14 protein-coding genes and 1 tRNA gene are annotated in these 14,981 nt (G+C 69.5%); 3 read left to right on the plus strand and 12 right to left on the minus strand.

Annotated features, from left to right (window positions below; translation table 11 throughout):
• Nucleotides 1-196 precede the first annotated feature (196 nt).
• Nucleotides 197-1,615, plus strand: coding sequence for a linalool dehydratase/isomerase domain-containing protein (locus ACWDMM_RS08290; RefSeq protein WP_357110389.1), 1,419 nt, complete (start codon nt 197-199; stop codon nt 1,613-1,615).
• Complete coding sequence (locus ACWDMM_RS08295) at nt 1,616-2,263, plus strand: DUF5134 domain-containing protein (RefSeq protein WP_449936691.1); 648 nt, start codon at nt 1,616-1,618, stop codon at nt 2,261-2,263. It abuts the gene before it with no gap.
• 12 nt (nt 2,264-2,275) lie between these two features.
• Here the strand turns inward: ACWDMM_RS08295 and ACWDMM_RS08300 are convergent, their stop codons facing one another.
• The 6 genes from ACWDMM_RS08300 to ACWDMM_RS08325 all read right to left on the minus strand — a co-directional run bounded on the left by ACWDMM_RS08300 (nt 2,276) and on the right by ACWDMM_RS08325 (nt 6,965).
• On the minus strand, nt 2,276-3,493 hold the full coding sequence (locus tag ACWDMM_RS08300; protein ID WP_357110383.1) for an NADH:flavin oxidoreductase: 1,218 nt from the start codon (nt 3,491-3,493) through the stop codon (nt 2,276-2,278).
• Nucleotides 3,490-4,071, minus strand: a complete 582-nt coding sequence (locus tag ACWDMM_RS08305; protein ID WP_195082360.1) for a TetR/AcrR family transcriptional regulator — start codon at nt 4,069-4,071, stop codon at nt 3,490-3,492. The genes ACWDMM_RS08300 and ACWDMM_RS08305 overlap by 4 nt, the downstream gene beginning before the upstream one ends.
• Nucleotides 4,072-4,296: 225 nt before the next feature.
• A tRNA-Ile gene (locus tag ACWDMM_RS08310) sits at nt 4,297-4,370 on the minus strand.
• A gap of 192 nt (nt 4,371-4,562) precedes the next feature.
• A complete protein-coding gene (locus ACWDMM_RS08315; RefSeq protein WP_195082359.1) occupies nt 4,563-5,570 on the minus strand; it encodes an esterase/lipase family protein in 1,008 nt (335 codons plus the stop codon).
• 60 nt (nt 5,571-5,630) lie between these two features.
• The gene (locus ACWDMM_RS08320; RefSeq protein ID WP_195082358.1) at nt 5,631-6,284 is read right to left on the minus strand and encodes a PadR family transcriptional regulator; all 654 of its coding nucleotides are present in this window, start codon (nt 6,282-6,284) and stop codon (nt 5,631-5,633) included.
• A 102-nt stretch (nt 6,285-6,386) separates the two neighbouring features.
• On the minus strand, nt 6,387-6,965 hold the full coding sequence (locus ACWDMM_RS08325) for a TetR/AcrR family transcriptional regulator (protein ID WP_195082357.1): 579 nt from the start codon (nt 6,963-6,965) through the stop codon (nt 6,387-6,389).
• A 74-nt stretch (nt 6,966-7,039) separates the two neighbouring features.
• Between ACWDMM_RS08325 and ACWDMM_RS08330 the strand changes: the two genes are divergently transcribed.
• Nucleotides 7,040-7,882 carry an SDR family oxidoreductase gene (locus ACWDMM_RS08330; protein WP_357110378.1) on the plus strand — a complete coding sequence of 281 codons (843 nt, stop codon included), beginning with the start codon at nt 7,040-7,042 and terminating at the stop codon, nt 7,880-7,882.
• Between the two features lie 205 nt (nt 7,883-8,087).
• Here ACWDMM_RS08330 and ACWDMM_RS08335 read toward each other — a convergent pair whose 3' ends face one another.
• From ACWDMM_RS08335 to mihF, 6 genes are all read right to left on the minus strand, one after another.
• Nucleotides 8,088-10,481: a primosomal protein N' family DNA-binding protein gene (locus ACWDMM_RS08335; RefSeq protein ID WP_449936925.1), complete on the minus strand. Its 2,394-nt coding sequence runs from the start codon at nt 10,479-10,481 to the stop codon at nt 8,088-8,090.
• An 88-nt stretch (nt 10,482-10,569) separates the two neighbouring features.
• Nucleotides 10,570-11,781 carry a methionine adenosyltransferase gene (metK, locus tag ACWDMM_RS08340; RefSeq protein ID WP_084486213.1) on the minus strand — a complete coding sequence of 404 codons (1,212 nt, stop codon included), beginning with the start codon at nt 11,779-11,781 and terminating at the stop codon, nt 10,570-10,572.
• Between the two features lie 229 nt (nt 11,782-12,010).
• Entirely contained in the window at nt 12,011-13,234 is a 1,224-nt protein-coding gene (gene coaBC, locus ACWDMM_RS08345; protein ID WP_195082355.1) for a bifunctional phosphopantothenoylcysteine decarboxylase/phosphopantothenate--cysteine ligase CoaBC, read from the minus strand.
• A gap of 44 nt (nt 13,235-13,278) precedes the next feature.
• On the minus strand, nt 13,279-13,560 hold the full coding sequence (gene rpoZ / locus ACWDMM_RS08350) for a DNA-directed RNA polymerase subunit omega (RefSeq protein WP_040780043.1): 282 nt from the start codon (nt 13,558-13,560) through the stop codon (nt 13,279-13,281).
• A gap of 176 nt (nt 13,561-13,736) precedes the next feature.
• On the minus strand, nt 13,737-14,321 hold the full coding sequence (gene gmk, locus ACWDMM_RS08355; protein WP_067802087.1) for a guanylate kinase: 585 nt from the start codon (nt 14,319-14,321) through the stop codon (nt 13,737-13,739).
• Between the two features lie 8 nt (nt 14,322-14,329).
• Entirely contained in the window at nt 14,330-14,650 is a 321-nt protein-coding gene (mihF, locus tag ACWDMM_RS08360) for an integration host factor, actinobacterial type (protein WP_028476708.1), read from the minus strand.
• Nucleotides 14,651-14,981 lie beyond the last annotated feature (331 nt).

A 14,981-nucleotide genomic window follows, 5' to 3' on the forward strand; every position in this document is an offset into this window, starting at 1 on the left:
AGCGTTCGTGGCTTGCGGAAGCGAGTAGTCCGATGCCGTGCTGTCTCCTTGCCGGTTACCTCGCCGCCGGTGCGCATCGCCTCTGGCGTCGGCTGCGCGGGCGATCCGAGCAGCCCATCGAATTCCCGCCCACCGCGTACCGCGCGGGTCCCGCGGACGTCCCCGCTTCCGGCGCCGCCGGGTACGAGGCGGCGGCATGACCAGCGCACCGGCAGCGGGCACCGCGCCTCCCGTCGTCGAGTCCGATCAGGACGATCTGGCGTTCCAGCGCTTCGTGCTCGACCTCGCCCTGCAACCGCTCGACCGATTCGACGGCTTCGACCGCATCGAGCAGATCGGCGGCAGCGCACTGCGATACCAGCTGAACTTCATCGGCTACGCGCTCGCGATGGCGCAATACACGAGGACGCCCGCGTTCACCGGGTACCTCGCCGAGGCGCAACGCAACGCAATCCTCAAGATGTGCGACAAGCGCGTCTGGGGATATTGGGCGACCGAGAGCCTCATCGGCTACGGCCGCAGGGAGACCGACCCCATCCGGCACGCCAATGTCATGTACTCCGGGTACTTCGGCGTCATGATCGGGCTCTACGAGACCCTCAACGCCGACCCCGGCTTCGACCGGCCCGGCGGGCTGACGCTGCGATGGAGCCCGAAGCTGGTGCACGAGTACGACTTCGCGCGCCTCAGCGCGGCGATTCGCCGTAATATGCTCGCGCGCGAGAACTGTCCGCAATACGCCTGCGAACCGCACCTGATCTATCCGATCTGCAATGTCTTCGCCTTCAACACGCTGGTGATGCACGATCGCCTGCACGGCACCGCGCTCACCGGCGACCTGGTCGACCGGATCCGGCACAGCTACCTGCACGACGGATGGCGCCTGCGCAACGGGCGGTTCATCCCGGGCCGGCTCGGCCCATCGATCACCATCAGCAGGCCCGTGCTCGGCTACGACGCCGGCATGGTGGCCTGGCTCAACGCGATGATGCCCGACCTCGCCCGCGACACCTGGACCACGCTGCGCGATCGTTTCATCGACTTCGACGGGCAGCGGGTGCGCCTGCGCGGCAGCTCGCGCACCCGTGTCGACCTCGGCAACTACAACGTGATCAACGGTGACGGGATGACGCGGATCTTCGTCGCCACGGCCGCCGCCGAAATGGGCGAATCCGACCTCGCCGCCGCCCTGGTGCGCTCCATGCACGAGCGGTATCGGGTCGACGAGCGCAACGGCGCCCGGCGCTTCGCGGGAGTCTCGACGGTGACCAACGCCCACCACGCACTCACCCGGTTCAACCGGCCCGACGGACTGCGCGACCTGGTGCTCGGAGCGGTGCCGCCCGAGTGGCGGACCGGACCGATCCTCGGCACAGCGCCCTATCCGGATGTCCTGGTCGCCAAGGCGGTGACCGACGGCAGCGCCCTGGAACTGGTGCTACGGCCCGGTCGCGGAGCCGGACGGGTGCGGCTGGGGCTGCGACGGCTGATCCCCCACCGCACCTACCGCGTCACCGGCGCGACCGCGCCCAGCGTGGTCGCCGACGAGGCGGGCGAGGGCATCATCGAGGTCGACCTGGGCGGGCGGCACGACGTGCGCGTCACGCCGGCGTAGGTGCACCACACCGGGCTGCCGCCCGCGGCGACCTGGGGGATCATCGTCCTGTGCTGCTGCGGCGCGGCCGTCGCCGCCGTCGGTCTGCTCCGTCCGCGCCGGGCGCCGGGACGACTCGCCCGTTACGGTGAGCGCGGCTCGGAGCTGTTCCACGCGGTCATGCTCGCCACCATGGCGGCGATGTGGAGCGCCGTCGGCGCGAATCTCTCCGTGCTCGAGTGGCGGCTGCTCTTCGGCGCTCTCGCGATCGCCTCGCCGTTGTGGCTGGTCGCCGCCGCGGCGCGCGAGCGGTCCGCCGAGCGCGCCGACCGGATCGGCGCCGCCGTCTACCACGGTGTCGCCGCGCTCGCGATGGTCTACGCGACGCTCGGCACGCACGCTTCCCCGCCGGAGCACGTCCATCACGCGACCGCGCACGCGCCGGGTCTGCCCTACCCGGTGATCGGCTGGATCCTCGCCGCCATGTTCTTGCTCGACGCGCTGGTCGTCGTCGCCGTCGTGGTACGCCCGCCTGGCGAAGCCCCGCCGACGCGGCACGAGATCGCCGTCACGGTGTTCCCGCATCTGGTTATGGACATCGCGACGGCGGTGATGCTCGTCGCCGCGCTCGATCCCGCGGAACTCGCCGCAGCCTACGCCGGACGCTGAGCCTGCGGCCGCCTATGGCTGCGTGTCGGAGCCACTCGACAGGGTCAGCTCGACGGGTTCGCGCGGTTGGCCGGGGCGGAACACGCAGCGAGTGCAGGTGTAGATCGTGGGCATGCATTCGTTGCAGTGCACGCACGCAGACCGCGTCGACGCATCCGATCGGATGCGGCGCAACAGGTTCGGTTCCCGCAGCAGCGCACGACCCATGGCGACGAATTCGAAGCCTTCCGCCCTCGCCAGCCGCATGGTGTCCAGGTTGGTGATGCCGCCCAGCAGAATGAGCGGCATCGACAATTCCCGCCGGAAGTGCCGCGCACGCTCGAGCAGATACGCCTCCCGGTACGGATACTCCTTCAGGAAGGCCTTACCGACCATACGGAAGCCCCACCGGGCCGGCACGGGGAGAACGTCGGCGAAGGATTTGCGCGGGGCGTCACCGTGGAACAGCAACATCGGGTTGAGCAGTGAGCTGCCCGCCGTCAGTTCCAACGCGTCCAGCGTGCCGTCGGCTTCCAGCCATGCGGCGACCTGCAGCGATTCGGGCACGGTGAGCCCGCCCCGCACTCCGTCCTCCATGTTCAGTTTCGCGGTCACCGCGAGCCTGCCGCCAACGGCTTTCCGAACAGCTGCGGCGATCTCACGGGCCAGCCGCGCGCGGTTGACCAAGCTGCCGCCGTACCGGTCCGTGCGGCGGTTCAGCTTGGGACTCAGGAACGAGCTGACCAGGTAGTTGTGCCCGAAATGGATTTCCACCGCATCGAAACCGGCCTCCTCGGCCAGCTTCGCCGCGTCGGCATGCGCGGCCACGAGTGCACGGATCCCGTCCTCGTCCGGGCTTCGCATCATGCGCATCGACAGCGGGCTGAGCATCCGGCTCGGCGCCAGGGCCGGAGCCCGGTTGGACGCCGCGTTGGCCACCGGACCGGCGTGCCCGATCTGCGCGCTCGCCGCCGCGCCCTCGCCATGAACGGCGTCGGTGAGCCTTCGCAGCCCCGGCACCGCTTCCGGACGCAGCCAGATCTGGTGCCGGTCGGTCCGGCCCCCAGGAGCGACCGCGCAATACGCCACGGTCGTCATCCCGACCCCACCGGCGGCGACCTCGCGATGGAACTCGATCAAGTCGTCGGTCACCAGGGCGTCCGGCGTGCGGCCCTCGAATGTCGCGGCCTTGATCACCCTGTTGCGCAAAGTGATCGGCCCGAGCCGGGCCGGTGTGAATACGTCGTTCATCGTTTCTCTCCTGTCGGCGCGGTCAATCCGGCCACCACGAATTCCCGGAGGGTGGCCACCGCCTCCTGCGACATCTCTCGGTGCTCCGCACTGCCGAATCGCATGATGAGCAGGTCGAACGCCAACATCCACCGGCGCATGCTCTCGCGCTCGCTCAGCCCCGGCAGCAGGCGCACCCAGGCATCGATGCGGAACCACGGCTGCCGCCACTCGGTCACCTGCCTGCCGAGGACGAACTGCGCCAGCAGTCTCAGATGCATCCGGCCCACCGGATCGGCGGCCAGCTCGACGAACGGCTCGATCACCGCGTCGACCACCTCGCCGATGGAGCCGTGCCCGTCGGCGACAGCGGCCAGCCGGTCTTCCCATACCGGGCCCAGCCGCTCCTCGAGCAGCGCCGCGACCAAGGCGTCCTTCGATCCGAAGTGGTAGTGCACCGCCGCGGGATTCGCTCCGGCCTGCGCGCAGATGCCCCGCACGGACACCTCGTCGTAGCGGCCTTCGAGCAGTAGACGCTCGGCGGCGGTCAGCAGACGATCACGGGTGGTGGCTGCGGCTTCGGAAACCGGCTTCGGCATGCGGCCAGTCAAGCACGTTTCCATCGTTGATTCAATCAATGATTGAAAATCCCGAGCCCAGGGATCAGCAGCGCCAAGGATCGATCATCGTTGGGCTATTTCAACGATCACTTCTACCGGTTGTCAACGGCCCGATGCGAAGGCGCATTATCTATCGTGGACGAGCGCTGTTCAAGATCGAAACCGCTCGTGAAAAAACAAAACCCCCTGATCAGGGCCTATTTGTGGGGCGGGCGGGGCTCGAACCCGCGACCAATGGATTATGAGTCCACGGCTCTAACCGACTGAGCTACCGCCCCATCCCGCGGGAACCGCGAGCGTTGGGGATGCTACCGGGTGGGCTCGACACCCCGAGATCGGCGACGAAGCCGATGGACGAGACGGGATCGGACGGTGGCCGCCTCAGCGGATCGCGTTTCACTACCGGACGCGCCGGCCGATCACCGACCCGACCGACCAGGCGAGCAGCCGGTGCACCGGGTTCAGCGACTTCAGGAATGCCCCGCGATGATCACCTCGGGGATACCGGTGCCGAGCGGAACCGGCCGGCACACCGGCGCCGGGCTGCCCGGATCCAGCACCGTGAGCAGCAACTGCTGCACGAACGGGTCGTAGACCATGTGGAAGTGCCCGGTGAGATCGGCCGGGCAAAGGTCTTGCAGCGCGATGTTGCGGGCGCCCGGCCCGCGCAGCGCGATGTTCTCGAACGGCTGGATCATCTCGTCGACGCGACTGCCGACGGTCACGTACCGCACGCCGGGCACCGTGTCGCCGCCCGCGTTGAGATCGAGCATGATCGGCGACCCTTCGGCCTGCTGCACGGCGGCGAGCGAGGTCACCTGGGCGAACGCCTGCAGTGCGCCGGGGATCGCCTCGGCGACCGGCACCAGCCCGTACATCACACCGCCGTAGCTGGGCGACGCGAGGCCGACCCATTGCTCGACCTTGGGCGCGCCGCCCAGCTTGTTGACGTAGTAGCGAGTCACGTTGGCGCCCTGCGAGAACCCGACCAGATCGACCTTGCCCGCGTGGGTGGCCGCCAGGACCTGATCGACGAACGCGCCGACCTGGTAGGCGCTGAGCACCAAATCCTCGGTGCCATAGCTGTGCGCGCCCGGTTTGCCCCCGTAGTTCAGCGCGAACACGCAGAATCCGGCCGCTGTCAGCTGCGGCGCGATCCCCGACCAATCGGAATACGCCGAGGAGTCGGTCCCGTGCGCGAGCACCACGGGACGGGGATGGCCGGCACTGGGCACGCAGTCGAAATCGTTGGTGCCGCTCGGGACCGCATCCGGATGACTCTTCTGATACCACGCGGCGGCCAGATGATCCGATTGCGGCGGAGCGGCGTCGGTCGGCACCTCGGGCGGGCGGAAGCCGAGCGGCTCGGCCGACGCCACGCCCGGACCGAGCGCGGCCGCACCGGCCAGCACGAAGGCCAGCACGGCGGCACGCAAGTGTGAAACGCCCCAAGTTCCCGCTCGGCTCCACTGTCGCATCTCACAATGATCCCCCTGATCGACTCGAAATGCGCGCGGTATCGGGGTGTTTCGCCTCCCCTACTTCTCGGGGGTCTCGTCCTCGGCGAGGATGCGGTAGAGGGACTTGCGGGTCTCGGTGAGCAACTCGGCCGCCCGCGCCGCCTGCTGCGGGGTACCGGCCGCGGCGACCTGGGCCACCGCCCCCATCAGCTGGCCGACGAGCGCGCGCAGGTCCATTGCCTGAGCGCCGACATCCTGCTGCACGTCCGCCCACGGATCGCCCAGCTCGTCGCGGTGCGCGGCGACGTACTCGGCGCCGGACTCGGTGAGCTTCGCGGTCTTCCGCCCGGCGACCTTCTCGATGAGGACCAAGCCCTCGTCCTCCAGTTGCGCCAGCGCGGGGTAGATCGATCCGGGGCTCGGCCGCCAGATGTCGTTGCTGCGCTCGCGGATCTGCTGAATGAGTTCGTAGCCGTGCATGGGCTGCTCGGTGAGTAGCAACAACACGGCGGCACGGACGTCTCCACGCCTGCCCCGGCCGCCGCGGCCGCGGCCGCGGCCGAAATGCGGCCCGAAGCCGGGCCCGAAACCGGGACCGAACCCCGGCCCGAACTCGGGTCCGAAACCGTGGCGCCCGCCGCGACGGAAGCGCCGCCCGTGTTCGAAGCCCTCGTGACCGGGCAGTGGGCCCCGGCCGCGACGGCCGAATTCTCGATGTTCTCGGTGTTGCATGTCAGCCTCCCAAGGCTCTCGTGGTCGTATCATGCTATCGACGATATATCGGCAATGCATCGAGCGCAAGGCCCGGTTTCGATTTCCGGGCCCCGTCCGAGGTCAGCTCACCAGCGAGTCGATCCAGCGCGACAACCGCGCCCCTTCGACAACCATCAGTTCGGGATCACGAAAAGTATTGGTGAGCAGCGAGATTCCTTGATACGCGGCGACATAGGCGACGGCGAGTTCCTCAGCGTCCGCCCGTCCCATCGCGGCGAACTGCCGCTCGGCCCAGTCCACGAGCACCCGCATCACCTCGGCGGCCGCGGTGTCCAACCCATCTCCCCGCTTGTCCAATTCCGAGGACAAAGTGCCGAACGGACATCCGTATCGCACGGTCTGGTCACGCTCGGCGACCCACCCCGCGATCAGGGCCTTCAATCGCTCCGCGGGCGTCTCGTGCTGATCGCTCGCGGCGATCACGGCATCGAGGATGCGGGCGTGCGAGCCGATGGCCGCCTCGATGAGCTGGTCTTTCGTCTTGAAGTAGTAGTAGACGTTGCCGACCGGGACCTCCGCGGCGCGCGCGATGTCGGCGATCGTCGTCTTCTCCACGCCTTGCTGATAGAACACCCGGGCCGCGGCATCGACCAGCCGCTCCCGCTTACCCGATCCGGCCTTCGCCTGTGAGTCAGTCACACAACTAACTGTAGACAGCGCGGCGACGATCGGCTACGGTGCATTTAGTCAGGCAACTAACTAAGGAGTTGACGATGATCGTGGTCACCGGAGCCACCGGAAATATCGGCGCGCCGCTCGTGCGCCTGCTGGCGGACGCCGGCGAAGAGGTGACGGCCGTCGCCCGGCATGCGGACCTCTCGCTGCCCGCCGGCGTCCGGTCGGTTCAAGCCGATCTGGGCGAACCGGAAAGCCTCTCCCCCGCCGTCACGGGAGCCGACACCCTGTTTCTCCTGATCACCGGCGAGCAGCTGGTGACGGGTCCGGCCCCCGAGCAGGTGCTGAAAGTCGCCGCGGCGGCAGGCGTGCGGCGCGTCGTCTTCGTGTCCTCGCAGGGCGTCGCCACTCGTCCGGACGCCGCGGGCTACGCCAGGCTCGTCGCCTACGAAGCGGCGATCAGGGAATCCGGGCTGGCCTGGACCTTTCTCCGGCCGTCCGGATTCTTCTCCAACACCTATGCGTGGGCGGACGCGGTGCGCACGCAGCGCATGGTCGCCGCGCCGTTCGGCGACATCGGTCTTCCCTCGATCGATCCGGCCGACATCGCCGCGGTCGCGGCAGCGGCGTTACGCGACGACCGGCACGACGGGCACGTCTACACCCTCACCGGGCCCGAACTCGCCACACCGCGGGCTCAGGCCGAGGCACTCGGCGCGGCAATCGGCGCGCCGCTGCGCTTCGTCGAATTGACTCGTACGCAAGCTCGTTCGACGATGCTCGAGTTCATGCCCGAGCCGGTGGCCGAGCACACACTGACCATCCTCGGCGAGCCGACGCCCGCCGAACAGCGGATCAGCCCCGATGTGCCGCGGGTGCTCGGGCGTCCGGCCACGAAGTACGCCGACTGGGCCGCCCGCAATCGAGCGGCCTTCGTCTGAGGCTCGGGCAGCACGCTGCGCGAACGAGAAATGAGCACCGCCCGACGTTCCTCGGCTGGCGGAGTTCCGGCGTCTCGCATCGTCCGGGTGGCGGTGACGTGAACGGGTCACCGCCGTTGGCGCCTAGGCGGCGAAGACCTGGCGACCTGGGTGCGCACGGCGATTGCGGAGAAATCGCCGGGTCGGCTCGCGGGTCCGGCGACCGTCAGCCGATGTCGACCGGATCGATCTGCACGCGAAGGGGGGCGTCGGAGCGGTGCGTGCTGCGAACCGCCTGAGCCGCGCGCAGAGCACGCGCCAGCGCGGCTCCGGATCGGCGATCGACCCGCAACAGCAAGCGCTCCACTTCGGCGGGCGCATCGCCGGAGGAGAACGGTTTGCGGGCGCCGTCCGGCAGCGGCACCGGTCCGAGGCGGTCGACCGTGTCGGGCAGGTCCGCCGCCGAGAGCAGTTCGGCGATGGTGTCGGCGGTGCCATCGATCGCGGCGAGACGGACGGCGGGCGGGAAGCCCACCTCGGCCCGCGCCGCCACCTCCGCCCGCGCCGCGCCTACCGGATCCCACCGGACCAGCGCCTGCACGGTCGGGATCGAGGGCTCGGCCACGACGACGACCTGACCGTGCGCGCGGACCAGCGCCGCGGCGGCCATCCAGCGGCGCAACGCGTCCTCGGCGGCCCGCAGGTCGGCACGGCCGAGCAGCGCCCAGCCGTCGAGCAACAGCGCGACGCCGTACCCGCCGGGGACCACGGGTTCGGCGCCGACCGTGGCGACCACGACCTGCGGGCCCGGCTCGACGGTGTCGAGCACGGCGCCGCCGCCGGAGCCGCGGATCGGCACGCCGGGAAAGGCGCGGCCGAGTTCCTCCGCCGTGCGCGCCGCCCCGATCACCACGGCGCGCAGGGCGCGCGAACCGCAGGTGGCACAACGGAACGCGGCCTCGGTGATCCCGCACCAGCGGCACGCGGGACTCTGCGCGGCCGCGCCGTCCACTTCCGCCCGGCGGGTCTCCGGCAGCGCGAGCGGCCCGTTGCAGTGCCTGCACCGGGCCGGAGTACGGCATTTCCGGCAGGACAGCGCGGGGATGTACCCGCGGCGCGGCACCTGCACCAGCACGGGTGCGCCTTCCTTCAGCGCGGCGCGGGCAGCCGCGAAGGCGACGCCGGGAATCCGGACGGCCTTCGCGACCGGGTCGCGTTCCAGGGCGATATCACTGTCGCCGGGGGCGCTGATCCGCGGAGCGGTTTTGCGGAGCACGGCACGGTGGGCGATCAGGTCATGCGCCCAGCCGGAGTCGACCACCGCCTGGATCTCCGCGGTCCGCGCGAAACCGGCGGCGACGAACGCCGCACCGGTGTCGTGCGCCCGCAACATCGCCACCTCCCGCGCGTGCGGATACGGTGCGCGGGGTTCGGCGTAGGTGCTGTCGCCGTCGTCCCACAACGCGATCAGCCCGAGGTCCGCCGCCGGGGCGAACACCGCGCTGCGCGTGCCGACCACCACCCGCGCCGAACCGCGCAGCACCGCGAGCCACCGCCGGTACCGCGCGGCGGGACCGAGTCCAGCGGACAGCCCGACCGCCGAGTCCCCCACCAGCCGAACGCATTCCGCCAGTACCCGGTCGAGGTCGCGTTGATCGGGAACCATGAGGATCGCGCCGCGGCCCTGCCGTGCCACCACGGCGGCGAGTTCCGCCAGCCGCCGGGGCCAGTGCTCCCCGGGCAGCGCCTGCCAGGCCGCACGCGCCCCTTTGCCTTGTGCGAGGGCACCGACGAAAGCCGAACCGTGCACGTAGCGCTCCCAGGCAGCGAGATCAACGGCCTCGAGCAGCGCGACCTCGCGGGCCTCATCCGCGCCGTCGCTGCTGGCCGGCGCACGGTGTATCTCGCCGTCCGAAGACGACTCGCTCTCGGGCTCAGCAGTATTCGCCGAAGACGAGTGAGCTTGCCGCGCGGCGTCCTCGTTTGCGAGGGCCTCGCGGTCCTCATCGGCCACACCGCCGGTTTCGGTATCCTCCGACGCGGATCCATGCCCGCCGACCGCCGGATCGGTCTGCGACACAGAGGAGTTCACCAGCCGTGCGAAGCGATGCGCTGCGGCTGGCATGGCATTGGTGTCACCGTCTCGACCGTATGACGTTGAGGCACAGGTTGTCCCGGATTCCCCCGCGCACCCGGATGCCGCCGCGTCCACCGGCGAGGCAGAAGGCGCGACCGTGGAGTCGACGGACTCTGCCGGTGCCGCAGCGGACTTCTTCTTGCCCCCGGTTTCCGTGCGGGCGTGGCGTGGTGGGATGGCCAGCCGCAGGACGTCGGCGCGCGTACCCGCGTACCGGGACGCGACCTTCTCCGCCAGGTCGAGGATTTCCGGAGTCAGCACGCGTTCACCGGACACGACGCGTTCCAGCGCGACCAGCTTGCCGCCATGGTCGCTGTGCGGCATTCGAGCGAGCAGGTAGCCGTCCACCAGCCGTCCGGCGAATCGCACCCGCACCCTGACCCCCGGCTGGGCGAGCTCGTCCAGCTCGGGGGGCACCACGTAGTCGAAGTCGCGATCGAGGTGAGCGGGCGAGAGCAGCGGGAGCACCCGGGCGATCGGCAGCTCGACGCCCGCGGGACCCGCGGCCGAACGGTCCGCCTCGGAGGCGGGGATGTCCGCCGCGGGTTCGTTCACTCGGACCTGGTCGAGATCAGAGTCCGACGGCGGCGCGCAACTTGTCCGCGCGGTCGGTGTGTTCCCACGGCAGGTCGACGTCGGTGCGGCCGAAGTGGCCGTACGCGGCGGTCGGCGCGTAGATCGGGCGCAGCAGGTCCAGGTCGCGGATGATGGCGCCGGGACGCAGGTCGAAGACCTCGGTGATCGCGGTGCTGATGCGCGCCGGGTCCACCTTCTCGGTGCCGAAGGTCTCGACGAACAAGCCGACCGGAGCCGCCTTGCCGATCGCGTAGGCCACCTGGACCTCGACGCGATCGGCCAGATCGGCCGCGACGACGTTCTTCGCGACCCAGCGCATGGCGTAGGCGGCCGAGCGGTCCACCTTCGACGGATCCTTGCCGGAGAAGGCGCCGCCGCCGTGGCGGGCCATGCCGCCGTAGGTGTCGACGATGATCTTGCGGCCGGTCAGGCCCGCGTCGCCCATCGGGCCGCCGAGCACGAACTTGCCGGTGGGGTTGACCAGCAGGCGGATGTCCGAGATGTCCAGGCTCGGCACGTCCAAGTCGGCCAGCACCGCCTCGAGCACCTTCTCCCTGATGTCGGGGGCGAGCAGGTTGTCCAGGTCGATGTCGGCGGCGTGCTGGGTGGAGACGACCACGGTGTCCAAGCGGACCGGGCGGTCGCCGTCGTACTCGATGGTGACCTGCGTCTTCCCGTCCGGGCGCAGGTAGGGCAGCACACCGGTCTTGCGGACCTCGGTCAGCCGCCGCGACAACCGGTGCGCGAGCGCGATCGGCAGCGGCATCAACTCGGGCGTGTCCTTGGTGGCGTAACCGAACATCAAGCCCTGATCGCCCGCGCCCTGCCGCTCGATCTCGTCGTCGGAGCCGCCGACACGGGCCTCGTGCGAGGTGTCCACACCCTGCGCGATATCCGGTGACTGCGCGCCGATCGCGATATTCACACCGCAGGAATTTCCGTCGAATCCCTTTGCCGACGAGTCATATCCGATTTCCAACACCTTTTCCCGGACAATTCGGGGAATATCGGCGTACGCCGACGTGGTGACCTCACCGGCGACATGGACCTGGCCGGTCGTCACGAGGGTTTCCACCGCGACCCGGCTGCGCGGATCCTCCGCGAGCAACGCGTCGAGAATGGAATCGCTGATGGCATCACAGATTTTGTCCGGATGACCTTCGGTCACGGACTCACTGGTGAAAAGCCGGCTCCCGGACGTGCGCACAGTTCTTCCCTCTCCCTCAACGGGTTACTCGTATCGGGTTGCGACAGTAACGCGATGTCGTGACTGCGCAACCCTTATATCTCAGCCTATTCCAAATCACCGACAGGGCGGACCGCAACGACGCGGCCGTACCGGACAGCTGAACTCCCGGTGGCCATGCGGCGCCGCATCGATGACGGCGTCGCCAACGACCGACCGGAGGGCAATTCCGGCCGGGACGCGGCCCGGTTCAGCGCAGCAATCCACTCAGCGCGTCGAGCACACGGCTGGCCAGCAACGCCTTGGAGCCGTGATCGAGCGCCTGTTCGGTGCCGTCCGCGCCGAGCAGCCAGCCGTCGTTGGTGTCCACCTCGAACGCTTTACCCTCGCCGACCGCGTTGACCACGAGCAGGTCGCAGCCCTTGCGGGCGAGCTTGGCCCGCGCGTGGGTCAGGACGTCGCCGTGCTCGTCACCGGTCTCGGCGGCGAAGCCGACGATCGCGGTGCCTGGCAACTGGCCGTCGCGGCGCGCCTGCACCAACCCGGCGAGGATGTCGTCGGTCTTGGTCAGCGGAATGACGTCCGGCTCGCCCGCGCCCTTCTTGATCTTGGCGGCGGCGACGTTGGTCGGCCGGAAATCGGCGACCGCGGCGGCCATGATCACCGCGTCGGCGCCGACGGCGTGCTTGTCGACGGCGGTCTTCAGCTGTTCGGCGGTGGTGATGTGCACCAAGTCGACGGCGGCGGGCGCCGCCATCTCGATCGTGTTGCCCGCGATCAACGTCACATGGGCGCCCCGCTGGGCCGCGACCCGCGCCAGAGCGTAGCCCTGCTTGCCGGAGCTGCGGTTGCCCAGGAAGCGCACCGGATCCAGCGGCTCCCTGGTGCCGCCCGCCGTGATGACGACCCGGCGGCCCTCCAGATCCCGCGGGATCGCGTCGGCACGCTCCATGAGCAGCGACGCGAGGCCGAAGATCTCCTCGGGCTCGGGCAGGCGCCCGGGGCCGGTGTCGGCGCCGGTGAGCCGGCCCGCCGCGGGCTCCATGACGATGGCGCCGCGGGCGCGCAGGGTCGCGACGTTGGCGACGGTCGCCGGATGCTCCCACATCTCGGTGTGCATCGCGGGCGCGAACAAGATCGGACATCGGGCCGTCAGCAACGTCGCGGTGAGCAGGTCGTCGGCGCGGCCGGACGCGGCGCGGGCCATGAGGTCGGCGGTCGCCGGGGCGATGACCACGAGGTCCGCCTCCTGGCCCAGCCGAACATGCGGGACCTCGGGCACGTCGGAGAACACGCCGGTGTGCACCGGGTTCCCGGACAGTGCCTCGAAGGTCGCCTTGCCGACGAACTCCAGCGCCGAGGTGGTGGGGATCACCCGGACGTCATGTCCGGTTTCGGTGAATCGCCGGACCAGAGAGCACGCCTTGTAGGCGGCGATGCCTCCGGCCACACCGACGACGATCCTTGTGGTCACTACGCCTCCGGCCTAGTCGTGGTCACTGGCGAACCGGGTTCGCCTCACTCGCCTTCGGAGTGCTCGAGCAGGTCGGCGTGGATCTCGCGCAGCGCGACCGACAGCGGCTTCTCCTGCAGACCCGGCTCGACCAGCGGGCCGACGTATTCGAGGATGCCGTCGCCGAGCTGGTTGTAGTAGTCGTTGATCTGCCTGGCCCGCTTGGCCGCGTAGATGACCAGGGCGTACTTGGACGACGTGCGCTCCAGCAACTCGTCGATCGGCGGGTTGGTGAGGCCGACCGGCGTGTCGTATGCGGGCGCGGTCTTGGTGTCCGTACTGCTCACTAGGGAGACTCCTGCTGTGTGGTCTGGCGCATGAACGAGGGGCCCTGCGAGTGCGGCGGCGCGCCGACTCCGGGCCCTGGTCACTCATGCCGGAGTGGATTGCGCATGCGCGAAGGGCCCTACGTGGTTACGCAGGCTACCTCCTCCGGGCCTGATCGCTCATGCGCAGGTGGGGGTCACGAACTCGAATTTGTGCTAACGAACAACGATACCAACTGCTCACAGGCGCTGGTCACCTCGTCGTTCACGATAACCATGTCGAACTCGTCACAGGCCGCCAGCTCGATCCTGGCCGTCTCCAAGCGGCGCTCGATCACCTCGGGCGACTCGGTGCCGCGCGAGGTCAGGCGCGCCACCAACTCCTCCCAGCTCGGCGGGGCCAGGAAGACCAGGATCGCGTCCGGGATCGCCCGGCGCACCGATCGCGCGCCTTCCAGATCCACTTCCACCAATACCGGAAGGCCTTCGGCCAGCGCGGCGCGCACCGGCCCTGCGGGGGTGCCCGAACGCTGCAGCCCGCCGTGGATGTCCGCCCACTCGAGCAGCTCACCCGCCTCGATCATCGCGTCGAACTCCGCACGGGAGACGAAGTGGTAGTCGAGGCCGTCGACCTCCCCGGGCCGCGGGGCCCGGGTCGTTGCCGACACGCTGAAGACCAGGTCGGGCAGTCGTTCGCGGACACAGCGGACCACGGTGGACTTGCCCACGGCCGAGGGGCCGACCAGTACGACCAGTCGACCCTTCCGCGTGTGTTCGATCACCCTCGTCGTCAGGCGTCGAAGTCGAACCGGGCCAGCAGCGCCTTGCGCTGCCGGTCGCCGAGTCCGCGCAGCCGCCGGGTGGGGGCGATCTCCAGCTCGCTCATGATCTCCGCCGCCTTGACCTTGCCCACCTTCGGCAGGGCCTCCAGCAGCGCCGACACCTTCATCTTGCCGAGGATCTCGTCGGTCTCGGCATCGGTGAGGACCTGCTTCAGGTTGGTGCCGCCACGCTTCAAGCGCTCCTTGAGCTCCGCCCGAGCGCGGCGAGCGGCAGCCGCCTTCTCCAAAGCAGCGGCGCGCTGCTCGTCAGTCAGCTGGGGAAGGGCCACGGTTCCTCCGTCTCATCGTTCATTGCATCAACTCCTGCCGGTAACCCGGCAGTCTCAGCGACCGTACCCACGACGTCCGCCGATTGCGAACCCACCCCCCAGGTCAGCGCATGATTCCGGGTACGGACCGCACCGGGGCGGCCCGGCGCCGGTCCCGCCCGCGCCATCGAGCGCATCCCGCTGCTCGATCAGCGAAATATGCCGTCAGCAGGGTGTTTTCGACAAACCGAATGGTTTGCGGAAGGGTTGCGACACGGCAGCGCATCTCTCCAGCAACCCCTCACGCGCCCTACCAGGAACTTTCTGGAAATCCTCCGCGTGTCGCGAGTTT

Source organism: Nocardia sp. NPDC003726, assembly GCF_053586955.1.